At 56.8% G+C, this 21,782-nt stretch carries 18 protein-coding genes; 12 read left to right on the forward strand and 6 right to left on the reverse strand.

Translation table 11 applies throughout. From position 1 onward, the window contains the following. Positions 1–47 precede the first annotated feature (47 nt). Positions 48–2,894, reverse strand: a complete 2,847-nt coding sequence (gene rapA / locus ACIQYF_RS21595) for an RNA polymerase-associated protein RapA (RefSeq protein ID WP_402865874.1) — start codon at positions 2,892–2,894, stop codon at positions 48–50. Between the two features lie 169 nt (positions 2,895–3,063). Between rapA and ACIQYF_RS21600 the strand changes: the two genes are divergently transcribed. The 3 genes from ACIQYF_RS21600 to ccoM all read left to right on the forward strand — a co-directional run bounded on the left by ACIQYF_RS21600 (position 3,064) and on the right by ccoM (position 3,869). Beyond that, positions 3,064–3,375, forward strand: a complete 312-nt coding sequence (locus tag ACIQYF_RS21600) for an aspartate-semialdehyde dehydrogenase (RefSeq protein WP_402865876.1) — start codon at positions 3,064–3,066, stop codon at positions 3,373–3,375. Positions 3,376–3,449: 74 nt separating this feature from the next. Continuing rightward, positions 3,450–3,611: a hypothetical protein gene (locus tag ACIQYF_RS21605; protein ID WP_402865878.1), complete on the forward strand. Its 162-nt coding sequence runs from the start codon at positions 3,450–3,452 to the stop codon at positions 3,609–3,611. A gap of 144 nt (positions 3,612–3,755) precedes the next feature. Next, complete coding sequence (ccoM, locus tag ACIQYF_RS21610) at positions 3,756–3,869, forward strand: cytochrome c oxidase subunit CcoM (protein WP_322238534.1); 114 nt, start codon at positions 3,756–3,758, stop codon at positions 3,867–3,869. Between the two features lie 187 nt (positions 3,870–4,056). Here the strand turns inward: ccoM and ACIQYF_RS21615 are convergent, their stop codons facing one another. Together ACIQYF_RS21615 and ACIQYF_RS21620 are read right to left on the reverse strand one after the other, a co-directional pair. Continuing rightward, the gene (locus ACIQYF_RS21615; protein ID WP_402865881.1) at positions 4,057–5,529 is read right to left on the reverse strand and encodes an inorganic phosphate transporter; all 1,473 of its coding nucleotides are present in this window, start codon (positions 5,527–5,529) and stop codon (positions 4,057–4,059) included. Positions 5,530–5,873: 344 nt separating this feature from the next. Further along, on the reverse strand, positions 5,874–6,074 hold the full coding sequence (locus ACIQYF_RS21620) for a hypothetical protein (RefSeq protein ID WP_402865911.1): 201 nt from the start codon (positions 6,072–6,074) through the stop codon (positions 5,874–5,876). Between the two features lie 799 nt (positions 6,075–6,873). Here ACIQYF_RS21620 and pcaR point away from each other — a divergent pair. The 9 genes from pcaR (at position 6,874) to ACIQYF_RS21665 (ending at position 15,670) form a co-directional block, all read left to right on the forward strand. Further along, positions 6,874–7,716: a pca regulon transcriptional regulator PcaR gene (pcaR, locus tag ACIQYF_RS21625; protein WP_402865883.1), complete on the forward strand. Its 843-nt coding sequence runs from the start codon at positions 6,874–6,876 to the stop codon at positions 7,714–7,716. A gap of 268 nt (positions 7,717–7,984) precedes the next feature. Next, entirely contained in the window at positions 7,985–8,842 is an 858-nt protein-coding gene (locus ACIQYF_RS21630; RefSeq protein WP_402865885.1) for a CoA transferase subunit A, read from the forward strand. Continuing rightward, complete coding sequence (locus tag ACIQYF_RS21635; protein ID WP_402865913.1) at positions 8,839–9,621, forward strand: CoA-transferase subunit beta; 783 nt, start codon at positions 8,839–8,841, stop codon at positions 9,619–9,621. The genes ACIQYF_RS21630 and ACIQYF_RS21635 overlap by 4 nt, the downstream gene beginning before the upstream one ends. Next, positions 9,618–10,823, forward strand: coding sequence for a 3-oxoadipyl-CoA thiolase (pcaF, locus tag ACIQYF_RS21640; RefSeq protein ID WP_402865887.1), 1,206 nt, complete (start codon positions 9,618–9,620; stop codon positions 10,821–10,823). The genes ACIQYF_RS21635 and pcaF overlap by 4 nt, the downstream gene beginning before the upstream one ends. A 123-nt stretch (positions 10,824–10,946) precedes the next feature. Next, the gene (locus ACIQYF_RS21645; RefSeq protein ID WP_402865889.1) at positions 10,947–12,239 is read left to right on the forward strand and encodes an MFS family transporter; all 1,293 of its coding nucleotides are present in this window, start codon (positions 10,947–10,949) and stop codon (positions 12,237–12,239) included. Between the two features lie 48 nt (positions 12,240–12,287). Continuing rightward, the gene (locus ACIQYF_RS21650) at positions 12,288–13,640 is read left to right on the forward strand and encodes a 3-carboxy-cis,cis-muconate cycloisomerase (protein ID WP_402865891.1); all 1,353 of its coding nucleotides are present in this window, start codon (positions 12,288–12,290) and stop codon (positions 13,638–13,640) included. A 13-nt stretch (positions 13,641–13,653) separates the two neighbouring features. Continuing rightward, positions 13,654–14,454, forward strand: coding sequence for a 3-oxoadipate enol-lactonase (pcaD, locus tag ACIQYF_RS21655; protein ID WP_402865893.1), 801 nt, complete (start codon positions 13,654–13,656; stop codon positions 14,452–14,454). A gap of 10 nt (positions 14,455–14,464) precedes the next feature. Continuing rightward, positions 14,465–14,857, forward strand: a complete 393-nt coding sequence (gene pcaC, locus ACIQYF_RS21660) for a 4-carboxymuconolactone decarboxylase (RefSeq protein ID WP_402865895.1) — start codon at positions 14,465–14,467, stop codon at positions 14,855–14,857. Between the two features lie 177 nt (positions 14,858–15,034). Further along, entirely contained in the window at positions 15,035–15,670 is a 636-nt protein-coding gene (locus ACIQYF_RS21665; RefSeq protein WP_402865897.1) for a hypothetical protein, read from the forward strand. 74 nt (positions 15,671–15,744) lie between these two features. On the opposite strand, the gene adeC is transcribed toward ACIQYF_RS21665, so the two are convergent. Genes adeC through ACIQYF_RS21680 form a run of 3 tightly spaced genes read right to left on the reverse strand, consistent with a single transcriptional unit; the run spans position 15,745 to position 21,506 of the window. Further along, positions 15,745–17,196 carry an AdeC/AdeK/OprM family multidrug efflux complex outer membrane factor gene (adeC, locus tag ACIQYF_RS21670; protein WP_402865899.1) on the reverse strand — a complete coding sequence of 484 codons (1,452 nt, stop codon included), beginning with the start codon at positions 17,194–17,196 and terminating at the stop codon, positions 15,745–15,747. Next, positions 17,193–20,348 (reverse strand): efflux RND transporter permease subunit, encoded by a 3,156-nt coding sequence (locus ACIQYF_RS21675; RefSeq protein WP_402865901.1) that lies wholly within the window; start codon positions 20,346–20,348, stop codon positions 17,193–17,195. Before ACIQYF_RS21675 ends, adeC begins: the two co-directional genes overlap by 4 nt. 3 nt (positions 20,349–20,351) lie before the next feature. Then, on the reverse strand, positions 20,352–21,506 hold the full coding sequence (locus ACIQYF_RS21680) for an efflux RND transporter periplasmic adaptor subunit (protein WP_402865903.1): 1,155 nt from the start codon (positions 21,504–21,506) through the stop codon (positions 20,352–20,354). Positions 21,507–21,782 lie beyond the last annotated feature (276 nt).

Consider the following 21,782-nt stretch of genomic DNA (forward strand, 5'->3'; position numbering starts at 1 on the left):
GGGCCTGGGTTTGCCCGCATCGCAGGCAAACCGGCCCTCACAAATCGTTAGCCTGCGACCAGTACGCGAATGGCTTCGAGACGCAGGGCGGCTTTTTCCAGCATGGCCAGGCCTTGTTCACGCTGTTTGCGCAGGGCAACCAGTTCGCTGTCACGCACGGTCGGGTTGACCGCTTGCAGTGCGGTCAGACGAGCGAGCTCTTCTTCGGTATCGGCCGCCAGGCGGCGTTGAGCTTCGGCCACACGTTCAGCGTGACGCGGAGCGATCTTGGCTTCACCGGCGTTGATTTTCGGCGTCAGGTTGTCGCGCTGGGCCTGTACGAACTTGTTGGCGCTGGCGCGAGGCACGCTTTCCAATTGTTCATTCAGGGTGTCGAACGCTACGCGCGAGGACAGATCGTTGCCGTTGGCATCGAGCAAGCAGCGCAGCGCAGCAGGCGGCAGATAGCGGCCCAGTTGCAACGAGCGCGGAGCGACCACTTCGCTGACGTAAATCAGTTCGAGCAATACGGTTCCAGGCTTTAGCGCCTTGTTTTTAATCAGTGCAACGGCGGTGTTACCCATCGACCCCGAGAGCACCAAGTCCATGCCGCCCTGCACCATTGGGTGTTCCCAGGTGATGAACTGCATGTCTTCGCGTGACAACGCCTGATTGCGGTCGTAGGTGATGGTCACACCTTCGTCGTCGCCCAGCGGGAAGCTGGCGTCGAGCATTTTCTCGCTCGGTTTGAGGATCAGTGCGTTTTCCGAATGGTCTTCACTGTCGATGCCAAAGGCGTTGAACAGGGTTTCCATGTAGATCGGCAGGGTGAACTGATCGTCTTGCTCCAGAATCGCTTCTACCAGGGCTTCACCTTCGCCAGCGCCGCCGGAGTTGAGCTCCAGCAGACGGTCGCGACCGGTGTGCAATTCTTGCTCAAGACGCTCACGCTCAGCGCGGGCTTCGTTGATCAGCGCTTGCCACTCGTCATCGTCGGTGCCTTCGAGCAACGGCAGCAGGCGTGGGCCGAACTGGTGTTGCAGGGCGTTGCCGGTAGGGCAGGTATTGAGGAACGCGTTCAGCGCTTCGTGATACCAGTGGAACAGGCGCTCTTGCGGGCTGGTTTCCAGGTACGGCACGTGCAGTTCAATGATGTGCTTCTGGCCGATCCGGTCCAGACGCCCGATGCGCTGTTCCAGCAGGTCCGGGTGCGACGGCAGATCGAACAGCACCAGGTGATGAGCGAACTGGAAGTTGCGTCCCTCACTGCCGATTTCCGAGCAGATCAGCACTTGTGCGCCGAACTCTTCATCCGCGAAGTAGGCAGCTGCGCGGTCGCGCTCAAGAATGTTCATGCCTTCGTGGAAAACCGTTGCAGGAATACCTGAACGCACGCGCAGGGCGTCTTCCAGGTCCATGGCGGTTTCAGCGTGGGCACAGATCACCAGAACCTTGGTGCGCTTGAGCATTTTCAGGGTGTCGGTGAGCCACTCTACACGCGGGTCAAAGCGCCACCAGCGCTCTTCTTCGCTGGCATCCGGCTGTGCCTGGAAGCTGACTTCCGGGTACAGCTCCGCGTGTTCGCCCAGTGGCAGTTCGAGGTATTCGTCCGGGCACGGCAGCGGGTAGGCATGCAGCTTGCGCTCCGGGAAACCCTGAATCGCGGCGCGAGTGTTGCGAAACAGCACGCGGCCGGTGCCGTGACGGTCGAGCAATTCACGGACCAGGCGAGCGCTGGCTTCGCTGTCGCCTTCGTTGACGGCGGCGAGCAACGTATCGCCCTCAGCGCCAAGGAAGTTGTGAATGGTTGTATTCGCTTCAGGGGACAGGCGACCTTTATCCAGCAGTTCCTGTACGGCCTGAGCCACCGGGCGGTAGTTCTCGCTCTCGGCACGGAAAGCGGCCAGATCGTGGAAACGGTTTGGATCAAGCAGGCGCAAACGTGCGAAGTGGCTATCCTGACCCAATTGCTCCGGGGTTGCGGTGAGCAGCAGTACACCGGGAATCACGCCGGCCAGTTGTTCAACCAGACCGTATTCAGGGCTGACCTGATCTTCGTGCCATACCAAGTGGTGCGCTTCGTCGACCACCAGCAGATCCCAGTCAGCGCCGAACAGGGCTTCTTGCGCTTTCGGGTCGTCGACCAGCCATTCCAGGGCAACCAGTGCCAACTGGCAATCTTCAAACGGGTTGCTGGCGTCGCTTTCAATAAAACGTTCTTCGTCAAACAGTGCCACTTCAAGGTTGAAGCGGCGACGCATTTCGACCAGCCATTGGTGCTGCAGGTTTTCTGGCACCACGATCAGCACGCGGCTGGCACGACCACTGAGCAATTGGCGGTGAATCACCAGGCCCGCTTCAATGGTTTTACCCAAGCCCACTTCGTCCGCCAGCAAAACGCGCGGGGCGATGCGGTCGGCCACTTCACGGGCAATGTGCAATTGGTGGGCGATCGGTTGCGCACGCACGCCACCCAAGCCCCACAGCGGCGATTGCAACTGACGGCTAGTATGTTCAAGGGTGTGATAGCGCAGCGAGAACCACGACAGTGGGTCGATTTGCCCGGCGAACAGGCGGTCACTGGCCAGGCGGAACTGGATGAAGTTCGACAGCTGGGTTTCCGGCAGGGTCACGAGCTCGTTTTGCTCGTTAAAACCGTGGTAAATCATCAGTCCGTCAGCGTCATCGACTTCGCGAACAGTCATCTTCCAACCTTCGAAGTGGATGATGGTGTCGCCTGGCGAAAAGCGTACGCGCGTCAGTGGTGCGTTGCGCAGCGAATATTGGCGGGTTTCGCCAGTGGCCGGATAGAGCACAGTCAGCAAGCGACCGTCCTGTGCCAGAACGGTGCCTAAGCCTAGCTCAGCTTCGCTGTCACTAATCCAGCGTTGCCCCGGTTGATACTGCTGCGCCATGCTGCCTGACTCCCGCTTTGAAAAAGCCGAGTATATTAACGCAGCAGAGGCCTCAGTCCAAAGGACTCTCACAAAAAGCTAATCAGCACAAAGCAAGCGGTGGGGGCTTTTCGATGAGTGGTTCAACCCAGGGGCTTTTCGTAGATACGCTGAACAGGAGTGCATGACGATGCTGCCGCCGATTCTACCGCTGAGTGTTGTACCTGTGACCTCGCAGCAAGACCCGGTACGCCCGCGCCCGGAAATTCCGGCGGTGGTGCCTGCGCAATCCAGTTCGGGCGACAGCACCGTCAATTTGAAGCAGCATGATGCCGACCAGGCCACGCTGTTATTGCGCGAAGAGCAACAGCGTCAGCAACAGCAGCGCCAGCGTGAGGCGCAGGATGTGCAGCCGGATGACGCGCCGACGGTTGACCTGGTGAGTGATGGGTTAATTGATGAGGCGCCGCGCCAGGGGTTGTGGGTGGATATAAAGGTGTGACTCGATTTTTTCTGGCCTGTTGAGCTGACCCGACGCATTATTGGCCCATCCCCTGACAGTGACCTGATGTTTATATGAGCCAAGACAGCAAGTTGGTTGATTTGGGTGCAGAGCGCGCCAAGCGCGTGCATGACCTGAATGAAAAGCGCCTGAACGAGGTGCGACAGGCTTTTGAGCAAGCCATGCCGTTGGTCAGTGCCAAGAAAAAGCCGAAAAAGAAGCCTAAAAAGCGCTGAGTTGTAGCGTTTACCTGACCTGAATCAACTTTCTCCTTCAAGCCTGGCCTGGCCGCGATCACTATTGATCCCGGTCAAGTTATGCGCCTGTGCGTCTGGTTAATCTAGCTTCAACACACAAACAGACACGCGCAGGAGGCCGTCATGTTTCTCGATAATGTGGTGATCGCCGGGGTAGTTACAGTCGGTCTCATGGTGTTGTTTTTCGCCGGTCTGGGCATTTTTATCTGGAAAGACTCCCAGAAGCGCAACAAGTAGCGCCGGGTCTTACTGGAACACGAGCACGCAAGGCATTTTGGGCGACTTCGGTCGCCTATTTTTTTGCGTGTGTTTTTTGTGTTCGCACAATCATTGACGATGCCTGCTTGGTGTAGCCGCTGCCGCAGTTTGGGCATAAAAAAAGGTACGACCCGTCAGGGGCGTACCTTTTTATCAGCTGCTGTTATCAGGCGAGGGCTTTGGAAGCCAGCCAGAACAGACCCGCGGACAGGGCGATGGTCGCAGGCAAGGTCAGCACCCAAGCCATCAGGATGGTCTTGATGGTGTTACCTTGCAGGCCGCTCTTGTTGGCGACCATGGTGCCGGCCACGCCCGAGGACAGGATGTGGGTTGTCGAGACCGGCAGCGCAAAGACGTTCGCCAGGCCAATAGCAATGGTGGTGGTGATTTGAGCCGCCATGCCTTGGGCATAGGTCATGCCTTGTTTGCCGATCTTCTCGCCAATGGTTTTAACCACACGCTTCCAGCCAACCATGGTGCCCAGGCCCAGGGCCAGAGCGACCGCCAGAATCACCCAGAACGGGGCGTATTCGGTGGTGGCGGTCAGGTCTTTACGCAGTTTTTCGAGGTCGGCTTTTTCACGGACGTCGAGTACTGGCAATTTGCTGACTTGTTTCGCGGTGTCGTCCAGACAAAGCAGGTAACGACGAATCTCGATACGCTTTTCAGCCGGCAGCGATTGGTAATTCGCAACGCCTTTGAGCGAGCTGAGCAGCGCATCAATGGTGGGCTCGGTTTGTTGCGGGTTGCAGCTGAACTTGCCGGGCAGGTCGTCTTTCACGCTTTTACCCAGCGCCAGGAACTCGCTCAGACTGGCGTTGTTACGCTGGTAGAACTGGCTCAAGTGCAAGGTAGCATCACGAGTCCGTTCGATCTGGTAAGTGGTGCTGTTGAGGTCCAGAACGAAGGCGCTCGGCACGATGCCGATCAGCACCAGCATGATCAGGCCAATGCCTTTCTGGCCGTCATTGGAGCCGTGAACGAAGCTCACGGTCATGGCGGAAATCACCAATACCAGACGGTTCCAGAACGGCGGATGCTTTTTGTCGTCCAATTTGCGGCGCTGTTCTGGCGTCTTGTGCATTTTGGACTCGGGACGCCACCACTTGAGGCCGACCAGCATAAGGCCTGCAATCACGAAACCGGCGATAGGTGAGAACACCAGCGAAGCACCGATATCAATAGCCTTTTGCCAGTTAACACCTTCGCTCACCGGAATCCCGTTGATCAAGGCATTGGCCAGGCCGACACCCAGGATCGAACCGATCAGGGTGTGCGAGCTGGAGGCTGGAATCCCGAAGTACCAGGTGCCCAGGTTCCAGGTGATGGCAGCTGCCAGCAACGAGAACACCATGGCCAGGCCATGTCCGGTGTTCACATTGACTAGAAGCTCTACCGGTAGCAGGTGAACGATGGCGTATGCCACCCCGACCCCGCCCAGCAAAACGCCGAGAAAGTTGAACACACCAGAAAAGAACACCGCCAGGTGAGGCGGCATGGCTTTGGTGTAGATGACAGTCGCTACCGCATTCGCGGTGTCATGAAAGCCATTGATGAACTCGAAGGCGAGAACAAAGGCTAGGGCGAAGAAGAGGCTGATAAGAACCCAGGCATCCAATCCGCTTAATAGATCGATCATGAAGGTTTTCTGACACGGTCATAAAGGGGGCCGGATTATGCCAGAAAACCTTGGTAATCGATGCACTAGCTGCTCGTTGGTAACATCTATAAATGAAAAAAACGGTAAGACATGTCTGTTTTCAGATGCCATAAGTCCTCTCCAACCCGCTGATAACAAAGGCTATGAGCGTTCTGGAGGGATGTGGCCGTAGCCTGATTTTAGCGTATGAAATTTCTCTAATCAGGTGATCTGTCGGGGACGACCGGACCTTTGGCGAAGCAAACAGCAAGAGCCTCTCATGCCAATGGTGCAGGGGCAGCCTCCGTAGCCGACGGTCTTTTCAGTTTTTTTGATTCAGATGCTCAGGGTTCTTCGACCTTGAGTTCTTTTTCAATTTTTTGAATTTCTTGAGAAAAAGCCTGATCAAGCAAGCTGGCACGTTTGCGCCAAGGTTTACGCTCTGGCTCCGGCTGAGCGGCGTAAGTGGTCACTTCGCCGCCGTAAACATCCTTGTAACGTTGTTCCTGACGCTCAAGTTCTGCGCGCAGTTCGTCTTTCGTCACAGTGTTACCTAAATGAGTAGAAATTAAACCCGGTGAACCCCTCTGCACGAGAGGTTGATTTATTTGACGCTGAGTTCGCTTTATGGGGATGCCGATAAGCAACGTCAAGGTTGAATAAATCACTCTGTGAGCACCATCGCGTCATTAATTAACGCATGTGTGTCGCGGCAGTTAAGTGTTCACCCCCAAGGGGAGGGCAATGCAGTCGGCACTTGGAAGTTAATCGCCACAGCCTATTGAACGCTATCGACAGACTGGATCCAAAACGGCAGAGTACTGCCCTCGTGCATTAAATTACTTACGGGCCACAAGGGCTTGAGTAAGGCGTCTACTATCGCCGAAGCGCTTTGGGCGCGTCAACTTCCAAGTGCTCGTTTTGTTAAAGCTGTTCAGTAAGCGAACAGAATGCGTCGCGCGCCGCATGTATTAGTACAACGGTGCACGTAATTGCACTGCCAAGTTATGCACTCAACTGAGTCGGCTTAATTCATGACGCATATAATGCAGATCTTTCCTATCAATGACGGTCTGTTTGCTCTCGAGCAGGCTGACAGGGAGTTTTTAATAACACTTCGAATGCCAGTGTTGACCACAGTTGCAAAAGACGCCAATTGAACATTTCCCGGCGTGAGGGGGCAGGGTGGCGTTATTGCCTGTCGTTGAGGTCGATGTAATGCTTGCCGAGATTGCGATTATCGGTCATCGGTTCGATAATCGCCCAGTGTTGCAGCTGCCCAGCGTGTACTGCTGTCGGGGCGGGTGTGTAATAACAATAAATAGATAAGGCAGGGGACTGGGTATGAGTGATCAATTGCGCAATACGGTGACGGGCATCGCGCCACCGATTGTTGCGTCGCCTGCCAAACGCATTCAGGCGTTTACCGGTGACCCTGATTTTATGGCGTCGCTGGCCCGCGGCCTGGCGGTGGTGCAGGCGTTTCAGGAGCGCAAGCGGCATTTGACCATTGCGCAGATCAGCCACCGCACTGAAATCCCTCGGGCTGCCGTGCGTCGCTGTTTGTACACGCTGATCAAGCTCGGTTACGCCACCACCGATGGCCGCACCTATTCGTTATTGCCCAAAGTGCTGACGCTGGGCCATGCCTACTTGTCATCGACGCCACTGGCGGTATCGGCCCAGCCCTATCTGGACCGTATGAGCGAGCAATTGCACGAAGCGTGCAACATGGCGACTCTGGAAGGTGATGACATTCTGTACATCGCTCGTTCGGCGACTACTCAGCGTCTGATTTCGGTAGACCTGTCTGTGGGAGGGCGCTTGCCGGCATATTGCACGTCGATGGGGCGCATTTTATTGGCTGCGCTGGACGATGTGACCTTAAACGAATACTTGGCCCATGCAGAATTCCAGGCCAAAACCAGTCGCACGCTGCATACCCCCGAAGCGTTGCTTGAGTGCTTGCAGCAAGTGCGCGAGCAAGGCTGGTGCGTGGTCGATCAAGAGTTGGAACAAGGCCTGCGTTCAATTGCGGTGCCGGTGTACGACGCTTCGGGCCAGGTATTGGCGGCCTTGAACGTCAGTACTCACGCTGGGCGGGTCACACGTACCGAGTTGGAGCAGCGCTTTCTGCCGATCATGCTCAACGCCAGTCGTGAGCTGAGTGCGCAACTGTTTACGTAAGCTGTGTAGCCGCTGCCGCAGGCTGCGAGGGCTGCGCAGCGGCCCACTTTTGAGATGAGCTGCGAAGATCCTTTGGTCTTTATCGCTGCGCGCGGCAGTGGTTTCAGGGGTTCTGGTAGCTTGCTAACTATTTGTTCGATTACCGAACACATAGTCGATTATCGGATTGTTTGCGCTAGGGGTAGCGGCTTAATCTGCTGACAGTTCGGTGCGGTTCTGACGCACCGTTTTTTCTTCAGTGGCCAACAAGAAACGGGAGCTACCCCTCATGGCAGAAATCATTTCGTTACACGACGCCGTGAAACATTTTGTGAACGATGGCGACACCGTCGCTCTCGAAGGTTTCACTCACTTGATTCCGACCGCGGCAGGACATGAAATCATTCGTCAGGGCAAGAAAGACCTGACTCTGGTTCGTATGACCCCTGACTTGATCTACGACCAGTTGATCGGCGCCGGTTGTGCACGAAAGTTGATTTTCTCCTGGGGCGGCAACCCTGGCGTGGGTTCGCTGCACCGCTTGCGCGATGCCGTCGAAAAGCAGTGGCCGCAGCCTCTGGAAATCGAAGAGCACAGCCACGCCGACTTGGCCAATGCCTACGTTGCGGGCGCTTCGGGCCTGCCGTTCGCAGTACTGCGTGCCTACGCCGGTTCTGACCTGCCAAAGGTTAACCCGCTGATTAAAACCGTCACCTGTCCGTTTACTGGCGAAGTGCTGGCGGCGGTGCCGTCGGTACGCCCGGATGTGACCGTGATTCATGCACAAAAGGCTGATCGCAAAGGTAACGTGCTGCTGTGGGGCATTCTGGGCGTTCAAAAAGAAGCCGCCTTGGCGGCCAAGCGCTGCATCGTGACGGTTGAAGAGATCGTGGATGACTTGCAAGCGCCGATGAATGCCTGCGTGCTGCCGACCTGGGCCTTGAGCGCCGTGTGCCACGTTCCGGGCGGTGCGCATCCGTCCTACGCTCATGGTTACACCGAGCGTGATAACCCTTTCTATCAGGCGTGGGATCCGATTGCCCGCGACCGTGAAACCTTTACCGCCTGGATCAACGAATACATCCATGGCACTGCAAATTTCAGCGAGTTCCAGGCCAAGCTGGCCCGCGCTTCGGAGGCAAAATAATGGCTTACTCCACCAATGAAATGATGACCGTTGCCGCCGCCCGTCGTTTGAAAAACGGCTCGGTGTGTTTTGTCGGCATCGGCCTGCCATCCAAAGCGGCCAACCTGGCACGCCTGACCTCGTCCCCGGATGTAGTGTTGATCTATGAATCGGGCCCGATTGGTGCCAAGCCCAATGTGTTGCCGCTGTCGATTGGTGATGGCGAACTGGCCGAAACCGCGGACACCGTGGTGTCTACCAGCGAGATCTTCCGTTACTGGCTGCAAGGTGGCCGGGTTGATGTTGGCTTCCTGGGCGCTGCTCAGGTGGACCGTTTCGGCAATATCAACACCACCGTGGTCGGTGATTACCACCATCCAAAAGTCCGCCTGCCGGGGGCGGGTGGCGCGCCGGAGATCGCCGGGTCAGCCAAAAGCGTGCTGATTATCCTCAAGCAATCGGCTCGTTCGTTTGTCGACAAACTCGACTTTATTACCTCCGTTGGCCACGGCGAAGGCGGCGACTCGCGCAAGCGTCTGGGCCTGCCGGGCGCGGGTCCCGTGGGTATCATCACTGACCTGTGCATCATGGAGCCTGAAGCGCAAACCAACGAATTTGTGGTCACCGCCCTGCACCCTGGCGTTACCCGCGAGCAAGTCATTGCTGCAACCGGCTGGGCCATTCGTTTTGCCGATAACGTAGAACTGACCGCTGAACCGACCGACGTCGAATTGACGGCCTTGCGTGAACTGGAAGCCCGCACCGCGCTGGCCCATGGTCAGGCACCAGGAGAAGCGTGATGCGTGAAGTCTTTATCTGTGACGCAATTCGCACCCCGATTGGCCGTTTTGGCGGTGGTTTGGCGGCGGTGCGTGCCGATGACCTGGCAGCCACTCCGATCAAGGCGCTGATGGCGCGCAATCCCGATGTGAAGTGGGACGAAGTCGACGAAGTATTCTTCGGCTGCGCCAACCAGGCGGGCGAAGACAACCGTAACGTAGCGCGCATGGCCGCATTGCTGGCCGGGCTGCCAGACACCATTCCTGGTGTGACGCTCAATCGTCTCTGTGCTTCGGGCATGGACGCCATTGGTACGGCATTCCGTGCGATCGCCAGTGGTGAAATGGAACTGGCGATTGCCGGTGGTGTTGAGTCGATGTCACGTGCCCCGTTCGTGATGGGCAAAGCCGATGCGGCGTTTTCACGCAACATGAAGCTGGAAGACACGACCATTGGCTGGCGTTTTATCAACCCGTTGATGAAGGCTCAATACGGCGTTGATGCGATGCCGCAAACCGCCGACAACGTGGCCGATGATTATCAGATTTCCCGCGCCGATCAAGACGCCTTTGCCCTGCGTAGCCAGCAGCGCACGGCGGCGGCCCAGGCTGCGGGTTACTTTGCTGAAGAGATCGTGGCGGTGCGTATTGCCCATAAAAAAGGCGAAACGGTGGTTGAGCACGATGAACATCCACGTGCGGACACCAGCCTCGAAACCCTGAGCAAACTCAAGCCCGTGAATGGCCCGGACAAAACGGTCACCGCGGGTAATGCGTCAGGGGTAAATGACGGTGCCGCTGCGCTGATTCTGGCCTCTGCCGACGCGGTCAAACGTCACGGGTTGACGGCTCGCGCTCGCGTGTTGGGCATGGCCAGCGCCGGGGTTGCCCCACGGGTGATGGGCATTGGCCCGGTGCCAGCGGTGCGCAAACTGGTCGAGCGTCTGGGGCTGGCAATCAACGACTTTGACGTGATCGAACTCAACGAAGCATTTGCCAGCCAAGGTTTGGCGGTGTTGCGCGAACTGGGGCTGGCGGACGACGCGCCACAGGTTAACCCGAATGGTGGCGCGATTGCGCTGGGGCATCCGCTGGGCATGAGCGGCGCTCGTTTGGTGATGACCGCGTTGCATCAGTTGGAAAAAACGGGCGGCAAAAAAGGCTTGGCTACTATGTGCGTGGGTGTCGGTCAGGGGCTGGCGTTAGCGATTGAACGAGTCTGATCGCTGACGATAGGCGCAACATCGGGCGATTGATGATTCAGTCGCCCGGCTCTTATTGGTTGCAGTGTTACTTGTTACAAGCTATGTCTAAAAGTAACTAACCCAGATGAGTCTAAAAAAGTCATGACAACAGAAACTCACTACACAGGAGAGGAACGTAGAAAAAGGATTTTTGCGATTGTCGGTGCGTCTTCCGGCAACTTGGTCGAATGGTTCGATTTCTACGTTTACGCCTTTTGCGCGATCTACTTTGCGCCTGCTTTCTTCCCTTCCGATGACCCCACGGTACAGTTGCTGAACACGGCCGGGGTGTTTGCGGCAGGCTTTCTGATGCGTCCTATCGGTGGCTGGTTGTTTGGTCGGGTGGCCGACAAGCACGGCCGCAAGAACTCAATGATGATCTCGGTGATGATGATGTGCGCCGGATCATTGGTGATCGCCTTTCTCCCCACCTACGCCTCGATTGGCGCCTGGGCTCCGGCGTTGCTGCTGCTGGCGCGGTTGTTTCAGGGGCTTTCAGTCGGCGGTGAATATGGGACCACAGCCACTTACATGAGTGAGGTTGCCCTCAAGGGGCAGCGTGGTTTCTTCGCGTCTTTCCAATACGTGACCCTGATCGGCGGGCAACTGCTGGCAGTTTTGGTGGTGGTGATTCTTCAGCAGTTTTTGTCAGAAGATGAACTGCGGGCCTGGGGCTGGCGCATCCCGTTCGTGATCGGTGCAATTGCTGCGGTTATTTCGCTGTTACTGCGTCGCACCCTCAAAGAAACCACCAGCGCTGAAACCCGACAAGACAAAGACGCCGGCAGCATCGCGGCGTTGTTCCGTGACCACAAGGCGGCGTTCATTACCGTGCTGGGTTATACCGCGGGCGGCTCGCTGATTTTCTACACGTTTACCACCTATATGCAGAAGTACCTGGTGAACACCGCAGGCATGCACGCCAAGACCTCCAGTTACATCATGACTGGCGCGCTTTTCCTTTATATGTGCATGCAGCCGGTGTTTGGCATGCTCGCTGACAAGATTGGGCGTCGTAACTCGATGCTCTGGTTCGGTGGCTTGGGCACCTTATGCACGGTACCGATTCTGCTGAGCCTGAAAACCATCACCAGCCCGTTTCTGGCGTTTGTCCTGATCACGCTGGCGTTGGCGATCGTTAGCTTCTACACCTCCATCAGCGGACTGGTGAAGGCTGAAATGTTCCCGCCGCAGGTACGGGCGCTGGGTGTAGGCCTGGCCTATGCGGTGGCCAACGCGATTTTCGGCGGTTCGGCGGAATATGTGGCCTTGGGCCTTAAGTCGATGGGCATGGAAAACACCTTCTATTGGTATGTGACGGTCATGATGGCCATCGCTTTCCTGTTCAGTTTCCGCTTACCGAAACAACCCAAATACTTGCATCACGATCTGTGATGCCATCGCGCGCGCCCAACTGTGGCGCGCGTCAGCAAAGGATGCTTTATGAGTAACCAGCTGTTTGATGCCTATTTCACGGGCAAGGCCATGGGCGAAGTGTTTTGTGATCATGGCCGGGTTCAGGCCATGCTCGACTTTGAAGCTGCTCTGGCCCGGGCTCAAGCTCGGGTGGGGCTGATCCCGTCGTCAGCAGTTGCACCGATTGAAGCGGCCTGTCGCGCCGAACACTATGACTTTGAAACTTTGGGGCTGGCGATTGCCAGCGCTGGCAACTCAGCCATCCCGCTGGTTAAAGCGCTCGGCAAACAGATCGCCAGCGTCACCCCGCAAGCTGAACGCTATGTGCACTTGGGCGCCACTAGCCAAGACGTCATGGACACTGGGCTGGTGCTGCAACTGCGTGCTGCGCTGGTGCTGATCGAGCGTGATTTGCAGCAGTTGGGCGATGTGCTGGCACAGCAGGCACAGCGGTATGCCGCCACCCCTTTGGCAGGTAGAACCTGGTTGCAGCAGGCTACGCCAGTCACCTTGGGGATGAAAATTGCCGGTTGGCTGGGCGCTGTCAGCCGGAGTCGTCAGCGACTTCGCGAGTTAAGGCCACGGTTGTTGAGTCTGCAATTTGGAGGCGCCTCGGGTACCTTGGCCGCTTTGGGTGATCAAGCATTGCCTGTCGCGCATGCCCTGGCGGCTGAGTTGCGTTTGAGTCTGCCCGATCAGCCATGGCACACCCAGCGTGATCGTTTAGTGGAGTTTGGTTCGGTACTCGGGTTGATTGCCGGCAGTCTCGGCAAAATGGGCCGTGACATCAGCTTGTTGATGCAGACCGAAGCGGCGGAAGTCTTTGAACCTTCGGCACCGGGCAAGGGCGGTTCCTCGACCATGCCGCACAAGCGCAATCCTGTGGGTTCAGCAGTGTTAATCAGTGCGGCGACACGGGTGCCGGGCTTATTGAGCACATTGTTCAGTGCCATGCCTCAAGAGCACGAGCGTAGCCTGGGTTTGTGGCACGCCGAGTGGGAGACCCTTCCCGAGATCTGCTGCCTGGTCTCCGGGGCTTTGGTACAGGCACTGAACATTTCTCAAGGGCTTGAAGTGGATGAGCGGCGCATGGCGCAAAACCTCGACCTGACCCATGGCCTGGTGCTCGCTGAAGCCGTGAGCAGTGTGCTGGCTCAACGTGTCGGTCGGGAAACCGCGCACCATCTGTTGGAGCAATGTTGCAAACGGGCCGTGGCTGAACACAGGCATTTGCGTGCCGTGTTGGGCGATGAGCCCGAGATTACCGCCCAACTCTCGGCGGACGAACTGGATCGCTTGCTCGATCCCGCTCATTACCTGGGGCAGGCGACGACATGGGTCGAGCGTGCACGGGCTGAACATTTGGCGTTGGCATTATAAAAAGGAGACATTCGTGGGACGTGTACAACTCGCTGAAGGTGAACTCAACTACCAACTCGACGGCCCGCAAGGTGCGCCTGTGCTGGTGTTATCTAACTCGCTGGGCACTGACCTGGGCATGTGGGAGTCGCAGATTCCGGCATTCACTGAACATTTTCAGGTGCTGCGTTACGACACCCGTGGCCATGGTCAGTCCCTGGTTACGCAAGGGCCGTACAGCATTGAGCAGTTAGGCGCTGATGTGCTGTCGCTGTTGGACGCGCTGAACATTGAGCGCGCGCATTTTTGCGGCCTGTCGATGGGTGGTCTGATTGGTCAGTGGCTGGGCATTAATGCCGGTTCACGCCTGCATAAGCTGGTGGTGTGCAACACCTCAGCCAAAATCGGTGAGGCTTCGATCTGGGACCCGCGCATTGAAATGGTACTGCGCGATGGCGCGGCGGCCATGGCTGGCTTGCGCGACGCTTCCATAGCCCGTTGGTTTACCCCTGATTACGCCGAGGCCAACCCAGCGCAGGCCAAACGCATCACGGACATGCTGGCGGCCACGTCACCTCAAGGTTATGCAGCCAACTGCGCGGCGGTGCGCGATGCTGATTTCCGTGATCAGCTTGGCGCAATTCATGTGCCGACACTGGTCATTGCCGGCACACAAGACGCGGTGACGCCACCTTCGGGTAGCCATTTCATTCAAGAACACGTGGCAGGCGCCGAATACGCCGAGTTTTATGCCGCGCACCTGTCCAACGTGCAGGCGGGCGATGCGTTCAGCCAGCGAGTGCTGGAATTCTTGTTAGCTGAAAAGTCGGTTTAGGGAGCGTTTTATGGACGAGAAACAACGTTACGACGAAGGCATGGGTGTACGCCGCGCCGTACTGGGCGATGCACACGTTGATCGCAGTCTGAATGCGCTGACCGAGTTCAACAGTGAATTTCAGGAAATGATTACCCGTCATGCGTGGGGTGATATCTGGACTCGCCCTGGTTTGCCACGTCATACCCGCAGCCTGATTACCATTGCGATGCTGATCGGCATGAACCGTAGTGAAGAGCTTAAATTGCACCTGCGGGCTGCGGCCAATAACGGAGTTAGCCGGGCAGAAATCAAAGAAGTGCTGATGCAGAGTGCGATCTATTGCGGCATTCCGGCGGCCAATGCAACGTTCCACCTGGCTGAATCGGTGTGGGATGAGTTGGGGGTTGAGTCGCGGGTTTGACAGCCATGGCGGGACTGCTTTCAACGTTCGGCTTGTAGGCCCTTATCAGATATTGTCCTGTGATGGTCCTATGTATGTAACGCATTTCATCCTTCGTATTCTTGGACTATCTCCCGGCACCTGAGCTCCAGACGGTGGGGTTGATCAGGTTAAGAATGATTTCAAGGATGAGCCGCGATGTTGAATGATGCTGTTTTGAATTTCCTGCCCGAATACTTTCGAAGTGCTGACGAAGCTGCAATTGCTCTATCTGGTTCGATAGATGTGGAGGGGGGCACCCTGTTAGGTGGCTACATTGTTTTTGACTCTCGATTGAATCATTACCGCATCTCGCGTCCTGTGAGCTTTGCGCAGGCTGAGGGCATTGAATTCAATGAAAAGGGGCATTTGAACGCTGATCCAGCACTGAGATTGCGCGGGTCTTACTGTACATCAGACATGGAGGGCGCCAGCAGGATGGCATTCGAGTCCGGCGAACGCGCGTTGTACAGTCATTTTTTTGCTCCCGCTTATCTGGCCCGGATGATCAATCAGGACCTGGCTGTGAGGGCGAGTGCCGGGTATTGGCTAGCACCTGACAAAGCGGTACTCAAGTTCCGCTCCCACGCTGAGGAGGAGGCAAAGGACCTGGTGTCCCAAGCGCCCGACATTCTGAACACATTGATTGATGGAACCCGTTCGATGGTGGCGTATATCCAACAGGTTGCCCAGGCAGGTGACTTGCAGGTACTTCAGAGAAGTGAATTCCCGGGGATATGGGACACACTGGGGATTGTGCCTGGTGATTGGTTACAGCCTGTACAGTCCAATTAAATCTGGCCTGGTGCGCCAGACCTGGCTACAAAAAACCCGCCAATTGGCGGGTTTTTTGTTTTAGCGGTCTTTCATCATGCCTTTGGCGGTGTGTCCGAAATAGGCCGGTTTTGACCGGTCTGTTCGTACCAGCCACCCCCCAGCGCCTTGTACAGCGTGACTTCGCTGGTCAACTGCGACAGGCGGTCGGTGATCAACGATTGCTGTGCACTGAACAGCGAGCGTTGAGCGTCGAGGAAGGTCAGGTTGCTGTCGATGCCAATCCGATAGCGACGTTCGGCCAGACGGTAGTAGTCCTGGTTGGCGTTAACGAAATCGGTTTGTGCCTGCAACTGCTCGTTGTAGGTTTCACGTGCGGCCAGCCCGTCCGAGACTTCCTGGAATGCCGTCTGGATCGCCTTCTCGTATTGAGAAACGGTGATCTCTTTCTGGATTTTCGAGTAGTCCAGGCTTGCGCGCAAAGAACCTGCGTTGAAGATCGGCAGGTTGATCTGCGGCGAGAACAGCCAAGTGCCCGAACCGCCCTTGAACAGACCCGAGAGATCCGGGCTCAAGGTTCCGGCATTGGCGGTCAGGCTGATGCTTGGGAAGAACGCAGCGCGTGCAGCTCCAATGTTGGCGTTGGCTGCCAGCAACTGATGCTCGGCCTGGAGAATATCCGGGCGACGTTGCAGCAAGTCAGACGGCAAGCCGGCTGGCACTTTGTTCAACAGATCGGCCGACAGCGGTTGGCTGGCTGGCAGATTGTCCGGGATGGTGGTGCCGAGCAGCAGGGCCAGGCTGTTTTGGTCCTGAGCCACCTGACGAGTGTACTTGGCCAACTGAACCTTGGCGTTTTCCACTGAGGTGCGCGACTGGCTCACGTCAAGCGCCGAGGCAACACCCACCTCATTGCTGCGCAAGGTCAGCTTGTAGCTCTCGTTGAATGCTTTGAGGGTGTCTTGCGTGAGCTTTAGCAGCTCTTTGTCTGCCTGCCAGGTCAGGTAGGCATTCGCGACGCTGGCCACCAGGCTGATCTGAGTGGCGCGGCGCGCTTCTTCGGTTGCAAAGTAGTTTTGCAGCGCTTGCTCGCTCAGGCTGCGAACACGGCCGAACAAGTCCAGTTCATATGCGCTCACGCCCAGCGTTGCGGTGTATGAGCTAGAAATGGCGGATTCGCCGGTTTGCGATACCCGTGCCGGGGTGCGTTGGCGGCTGCCGCTGGCATTGGCGCTGACAGCCGGGAACAGATCGGCACGCTGGATGCGGTACTGAGCCGCGTAGGCGTCGATGTTCAGGGCCGCGACCCTAAGGTCGCGGTTGTTGACCAGCGCCGTCTGGATCAGCTGTTGCAGAGCAGGGTCATGGAAAAACTGACGCCAGCCTTGTTCTGCTGCAGCCTGGTTCGGTGCTTCGTTTGCCGAGTAGGCCGGGCCTTGCGGGTATTGCGCGGCTACCGGCGCTTCAGGGCGCTGGTAGTCCGGGATCAGCGAGCAGCCGCTCAGCGTAAACGCTGCGACGGCGACTGCGAGAAGCGACTTGCTCATTGGCCAGCCTCTTGGTTTGGAGTTTTAGTCAGGTCGACCTTCTGTTCGTTGTCTTTTTTACTGCCGAACGAGGAGACAGCCACAAAGAACAGCGGGACCCAGAATACAGCCAATACGGTCGCGGTGATCATGCCGCCGATTACGCCAGTACCGATAGCGTGCTGGCTGCCTGAACCTGCGCCCGAGGAGATAGCCAGCGGGATCACACCCAGCACGAATGCCAGCGAGGTCATGATGATCGGACGCAGACGCATGCGGCACGCTTCAATCGCGGCCTCGGTCAGCGTTCGTCCTTGTTCATGCAGCTCTTTGGCAAACTCGACGATCAGAATGGCGTTTTTCGATGCCAGACCGATGGTTGTGAGCAAGCCCACCTGGAAGTACACGTCGTTGGACAAGCCGCGCAAGCTGGTTGCCAGCAACGCACCAATAATCCCCAGGGGCACCACCAGCATCACCGCAATCGGGATCGACCAGCTTTCATACAAGGCGGCAAGGCACAAGAACACCATCAGCAACGAGATTGCATACAGCGCAGGTGCTTGCGAACCTGACAGACGTTCCTCGTACGACAGGCCGGTCCAGGACATACCTACACCCGCTGGCAGCTTCTTGGCGATGGCTTCAACTTCGGCCATGGCTTCACCGCTGCTGTATCCCGGTGCCGGGGCGCCGAGGATTTCCATTGCTTCAACACCGTTATAACGCGCCAGCTTGGGTGGCCCATAGATCCACTTGCCTTTGGCGAAAGCCGAGAATGGCACCATGGTTCCATCAGCGTTGCGCACGTACCATTTTTTCAGGTCTTCTGGGTTCATCCGCGAGTCAGCTTCGCCTTGCAGGTAAACCTTTTTAACCCGACCGTGGTCGATGAAGTCGTTGACGTAGCTGGCACCCAGGCCGATAGACAGGGTGTTGTTAACGTCTGACAGATCAACGCCCAAGGTACGAACGGCCTCGTCGTCAATTTCCAGTTGGTACTGCGGCTCATCATTCAAGCCGTTAGGACGCACACCCGCCAGAATCTTGCTTTTAGCGGCCATTCCAAGGAACTGGTTGCGCGCTTCCATCAATTTTTCGTGGCCAATACCGGAACGGTCTTGCAGATAAACGTCGAAGCCTGTCGCGTTACCCAACTCCATAACGGCGGGTGGCGCGAAAGCGAACACCATTGCATCGCGGAACGTTGAGAAGTGCGCTTGAGCCCGTGCCGCCAGCGCAAAGACGCTGTTGTCGGCATCACGCTCGCCCCACGGTTTGAGCATGATGAAGGCCAAGCCCGAACTTTGACCGCGACCGGCAAAGTTAAAGCCGTTTACGGTGAACACCGACGATACGGCCGCCGACTCATCTTTGAGCAGGTATTCACGCATGCGGTCGATGACCAGTTGCGTGCGCTCAGCCGTTGTACCGGCAGGCGTTTGTACCTGCGCAAACAGTACGCCCTGGTCTTCTTCCGGCAGGAAGGAGGTAGGAATACGAGTAAACAGGAACACCATGCCGACTACGATCAATACGTAGGCCAGAAAGTAGGGGGCCTTGTGACGCAGAATACTGCCGACACCTTTCTCATAGCGCTTCACGCCACTGTCAAAGGTACGGTTGAACCAGCCAAAGAAACCACGTTTGTTTTCGCCGTGATCACCCTTTTTGATCGGCTTGAGCATGGTGGCGCACAAGGCCGGGGTGAAGATCAGGGCAACCAGCACCGACAGGGCCATCGCCGAAACAATGGTGATCGAGAACTGTTTGTAGATCACACCGGTGGAGCCGCTGAAGAAGGCCATTGGCAGCAGAACTGCTGACAGTACCAAGGCAATACCGACCAGAGCACCCTGGATCTGTTCCATGGATTTCTTGGTGGCTTCCTTGGGCGGCAATCCTTCTTCGGCCATTACCCTTTCAACGTTTTCCACCACAACGATGGCATCGTCCACCAGCAAGCCGATGGCCAGCACCATACCGAACATGGTCAGGGTGTTAATGCTGAAGCCCGCAGCGGCCAGAATCCCGAATGTACCTAACAGTACGACCGGTACCGTCATCGTGGTGATGATGGTGGCGCGGAAGTTTTGCAGGAACAGGAACATCACCAGGAACACCAGTACAACGGCTTCAACCAAGGTTTCAACAACGCCTTTGATCGATGCGGAAACCACGGGAGTGGTGTCATACGGGTAAACAACTTCCATGCCCGGCGGGAAGAACGGTTCGAGGTCGCTGATGGTCTTGCGCAGCGCCTTGGCTGTGTCCAGAGCGTTGGAACCCGGCGCGAGCTTGATTGCTAGGCCCGAAGACGGCTTGCCGTTGAACTGGGCGCTAATGCTGTAGTTTTCACCGCCCAGGGCTACGTCAGCGACATCGTGCAGACGCACTTGCGAACCGTCGGTGTTGACCTTGAGCAGGATCTTTTTGAACTGCTCGGCGGTTTGCAAACGGGTTTTGCCGATGATGGTTGCGTTCAGCTCCTGACCTTTAACCGCTGGCAGGCCGCCCAGTTGCCCGGAGGACACCTGTACGTTCTGTGCAGAAATAGCCGCCTTGACGTCTACCGGGGTCAGGTTGTACTTGTTCAACTTGGCAGGGTCGAGCCAGATACGCATGGCGTATTGAGCGCCGAACACCTGGAAGTCACCCACACCTTCGGTACGGGAGATCGGGTCTTGCATGTTCGAGACGATGTAGTTCGACAAGTCGTCCTTGTTCATGCTGCCGTCTACCGACACCACGCCAATGACCATCAGGAAGTTTTTCACTGCCTTGGTAACACGGATACCTTGCTGCTGAACTTCCTGGGGCAGCAGCGGGGTGGCCAGGTTGAGCTTGTTCTGCACCTGAACCTGAGCGGTGTCAGGGTCGGTGCCCTGGTCGAACGTAGCGGTAATGGTCATGCTGCCGTCGGAGTTACTTTCCGAAGACACATAACGCAGATGGTCAATACCGTTGAGCTGTTGCTCGATCACTTGAACCACGGTGTCCTGCACGGTTTGCGCCGAAGCGCCCGGGTAGGTCACGGAGATCGAAATGGCCGGAGGCGCGATGCTGGGATATTGGTTGATCGGCAGTTTGAGGATCGATAGTGCCCCGACCAGCATGATCACCAGGGCAATTACCCAAGCGAAAATCGGACGGTCGATAAAAAATTTCGACATGGTTTACTCCCCTTTGCTGCCCGTAGCTTTATCTGTTGCCGGGGCTGCCGGGGATGCGCCTGCGGTTTTGCTGGACTCAGTAACCTTGACTTCCATGCCTGGCTTGATGAACTGCAGACCGTCAACAATCACGCGGTCACCTGCATTCAGGCCTTTTTCTACCAGCCAGTCGCTGCCCACGGTGCGCGAAGCTTGCAGCACGCGCAGTTCAACCTTGTTGTCTGGTCCAACGATCAGTGCGGTCGGTTGGCCCTTTAGGTTGTGCGTCACGCCAATTTGCGGGGCAAGGATCGCATTGGCGTCGATACCGGCTTCCAGTTGCGCGTGAACAAACATGCCTGGCAGCAGCGTGTCATCCGGGTTTGGGAACACCGCGCGCAGCGTGACGGAGCCGGTGGTTTCGTCAACCGAGACTTCTGAGAACTCCAGGCGGCCCTCTTGTGGGTACTCGCTGCCATCCGGCAGTGTCAGCTTGACCTTGGCGGCGTTGTCGCCCGCTTTCTTCAAACGACCACTGGCCAGGTCGCGACGCAATTCGAGCATTTCGACCGAAGACTGAGTCACATCAACGTAGATAGGGTCCAATTGAGTGATCACAGCCAGTGCGTTGGCTTGACCACTGGTCACCAGTGCACCCTCAGTGAACAGTGAGCGGCCAATGCGGCCCGTCAGCGGTGCCAGAACCTTGGTGTAGCGCAAGTTGACCTGAGCGGTATTCAGTGCGGCTTCAGCTTCAAGGCGGGCTGCTTCGGCGTTGTCGTATTCCTGACGGCTTACGGCTTGCTCTGCGACCAGTTGCTTGTAGCGATCAGCCAGAGATTTGGCCGATTGCAGTGTGGCCTTGGCGCTCAACACGTTGCTTTGGTAGATCGCTGGATCGATTTGATACAGCTGCTGGCCTTCTTTGACGTCGCTGCCTTCTTTGAAGTAGCGCTTCAGAATAATTCCGTTCACCTGAGGGCGAACTTCTGCCGAGCGGAAGGAAGTCGTTCGACCTGGAAGGTCAGAAGTCAGGGTGTAGGGTTGCGTTTTCAGCGTCACAACGCCGACCTGAGGGGTTTGCGGGGCAGGTGCCGCCTCTTCCTTCTTACATCCGCTGAGCAGCGAAGCTAGGGTGATGGCAGCAACCAGAGCGGTAACAGCTGGCTTAAATTGCATGAAAATCCTCGGGTCAGGCACGCCAAAGCGCACAAGAATAGTGGAAGGGTAAAGAAAGCTGTTCCGGGTGGATAAGTAGCTTGCTAAGGAATATACTTACATTCATGTCTGTTTGTAAATAGCGGGAATCTGTCACGATGGCCGTCACAGAGCCCTTTTCAACGAATGAAGTAGGTCGGGATAAGTGTCTAGTCCTGAAATAGGTTTACACCCATTTCAGTCTCAAAACGCCCGATGCACCGCATCGGGCGTTTTGTATTTCAATGCCAGATGTGG

It is taken from the genome of Pseudomonas sp. NPDC096917 (assembly GCF_044762555.1).
Classification (GTDB): Bacteria; Pseudomonadota; Gammaproteobacteria; order Pseudomonadales; family Pseudomonadaceae; genus Aquipseudomonas.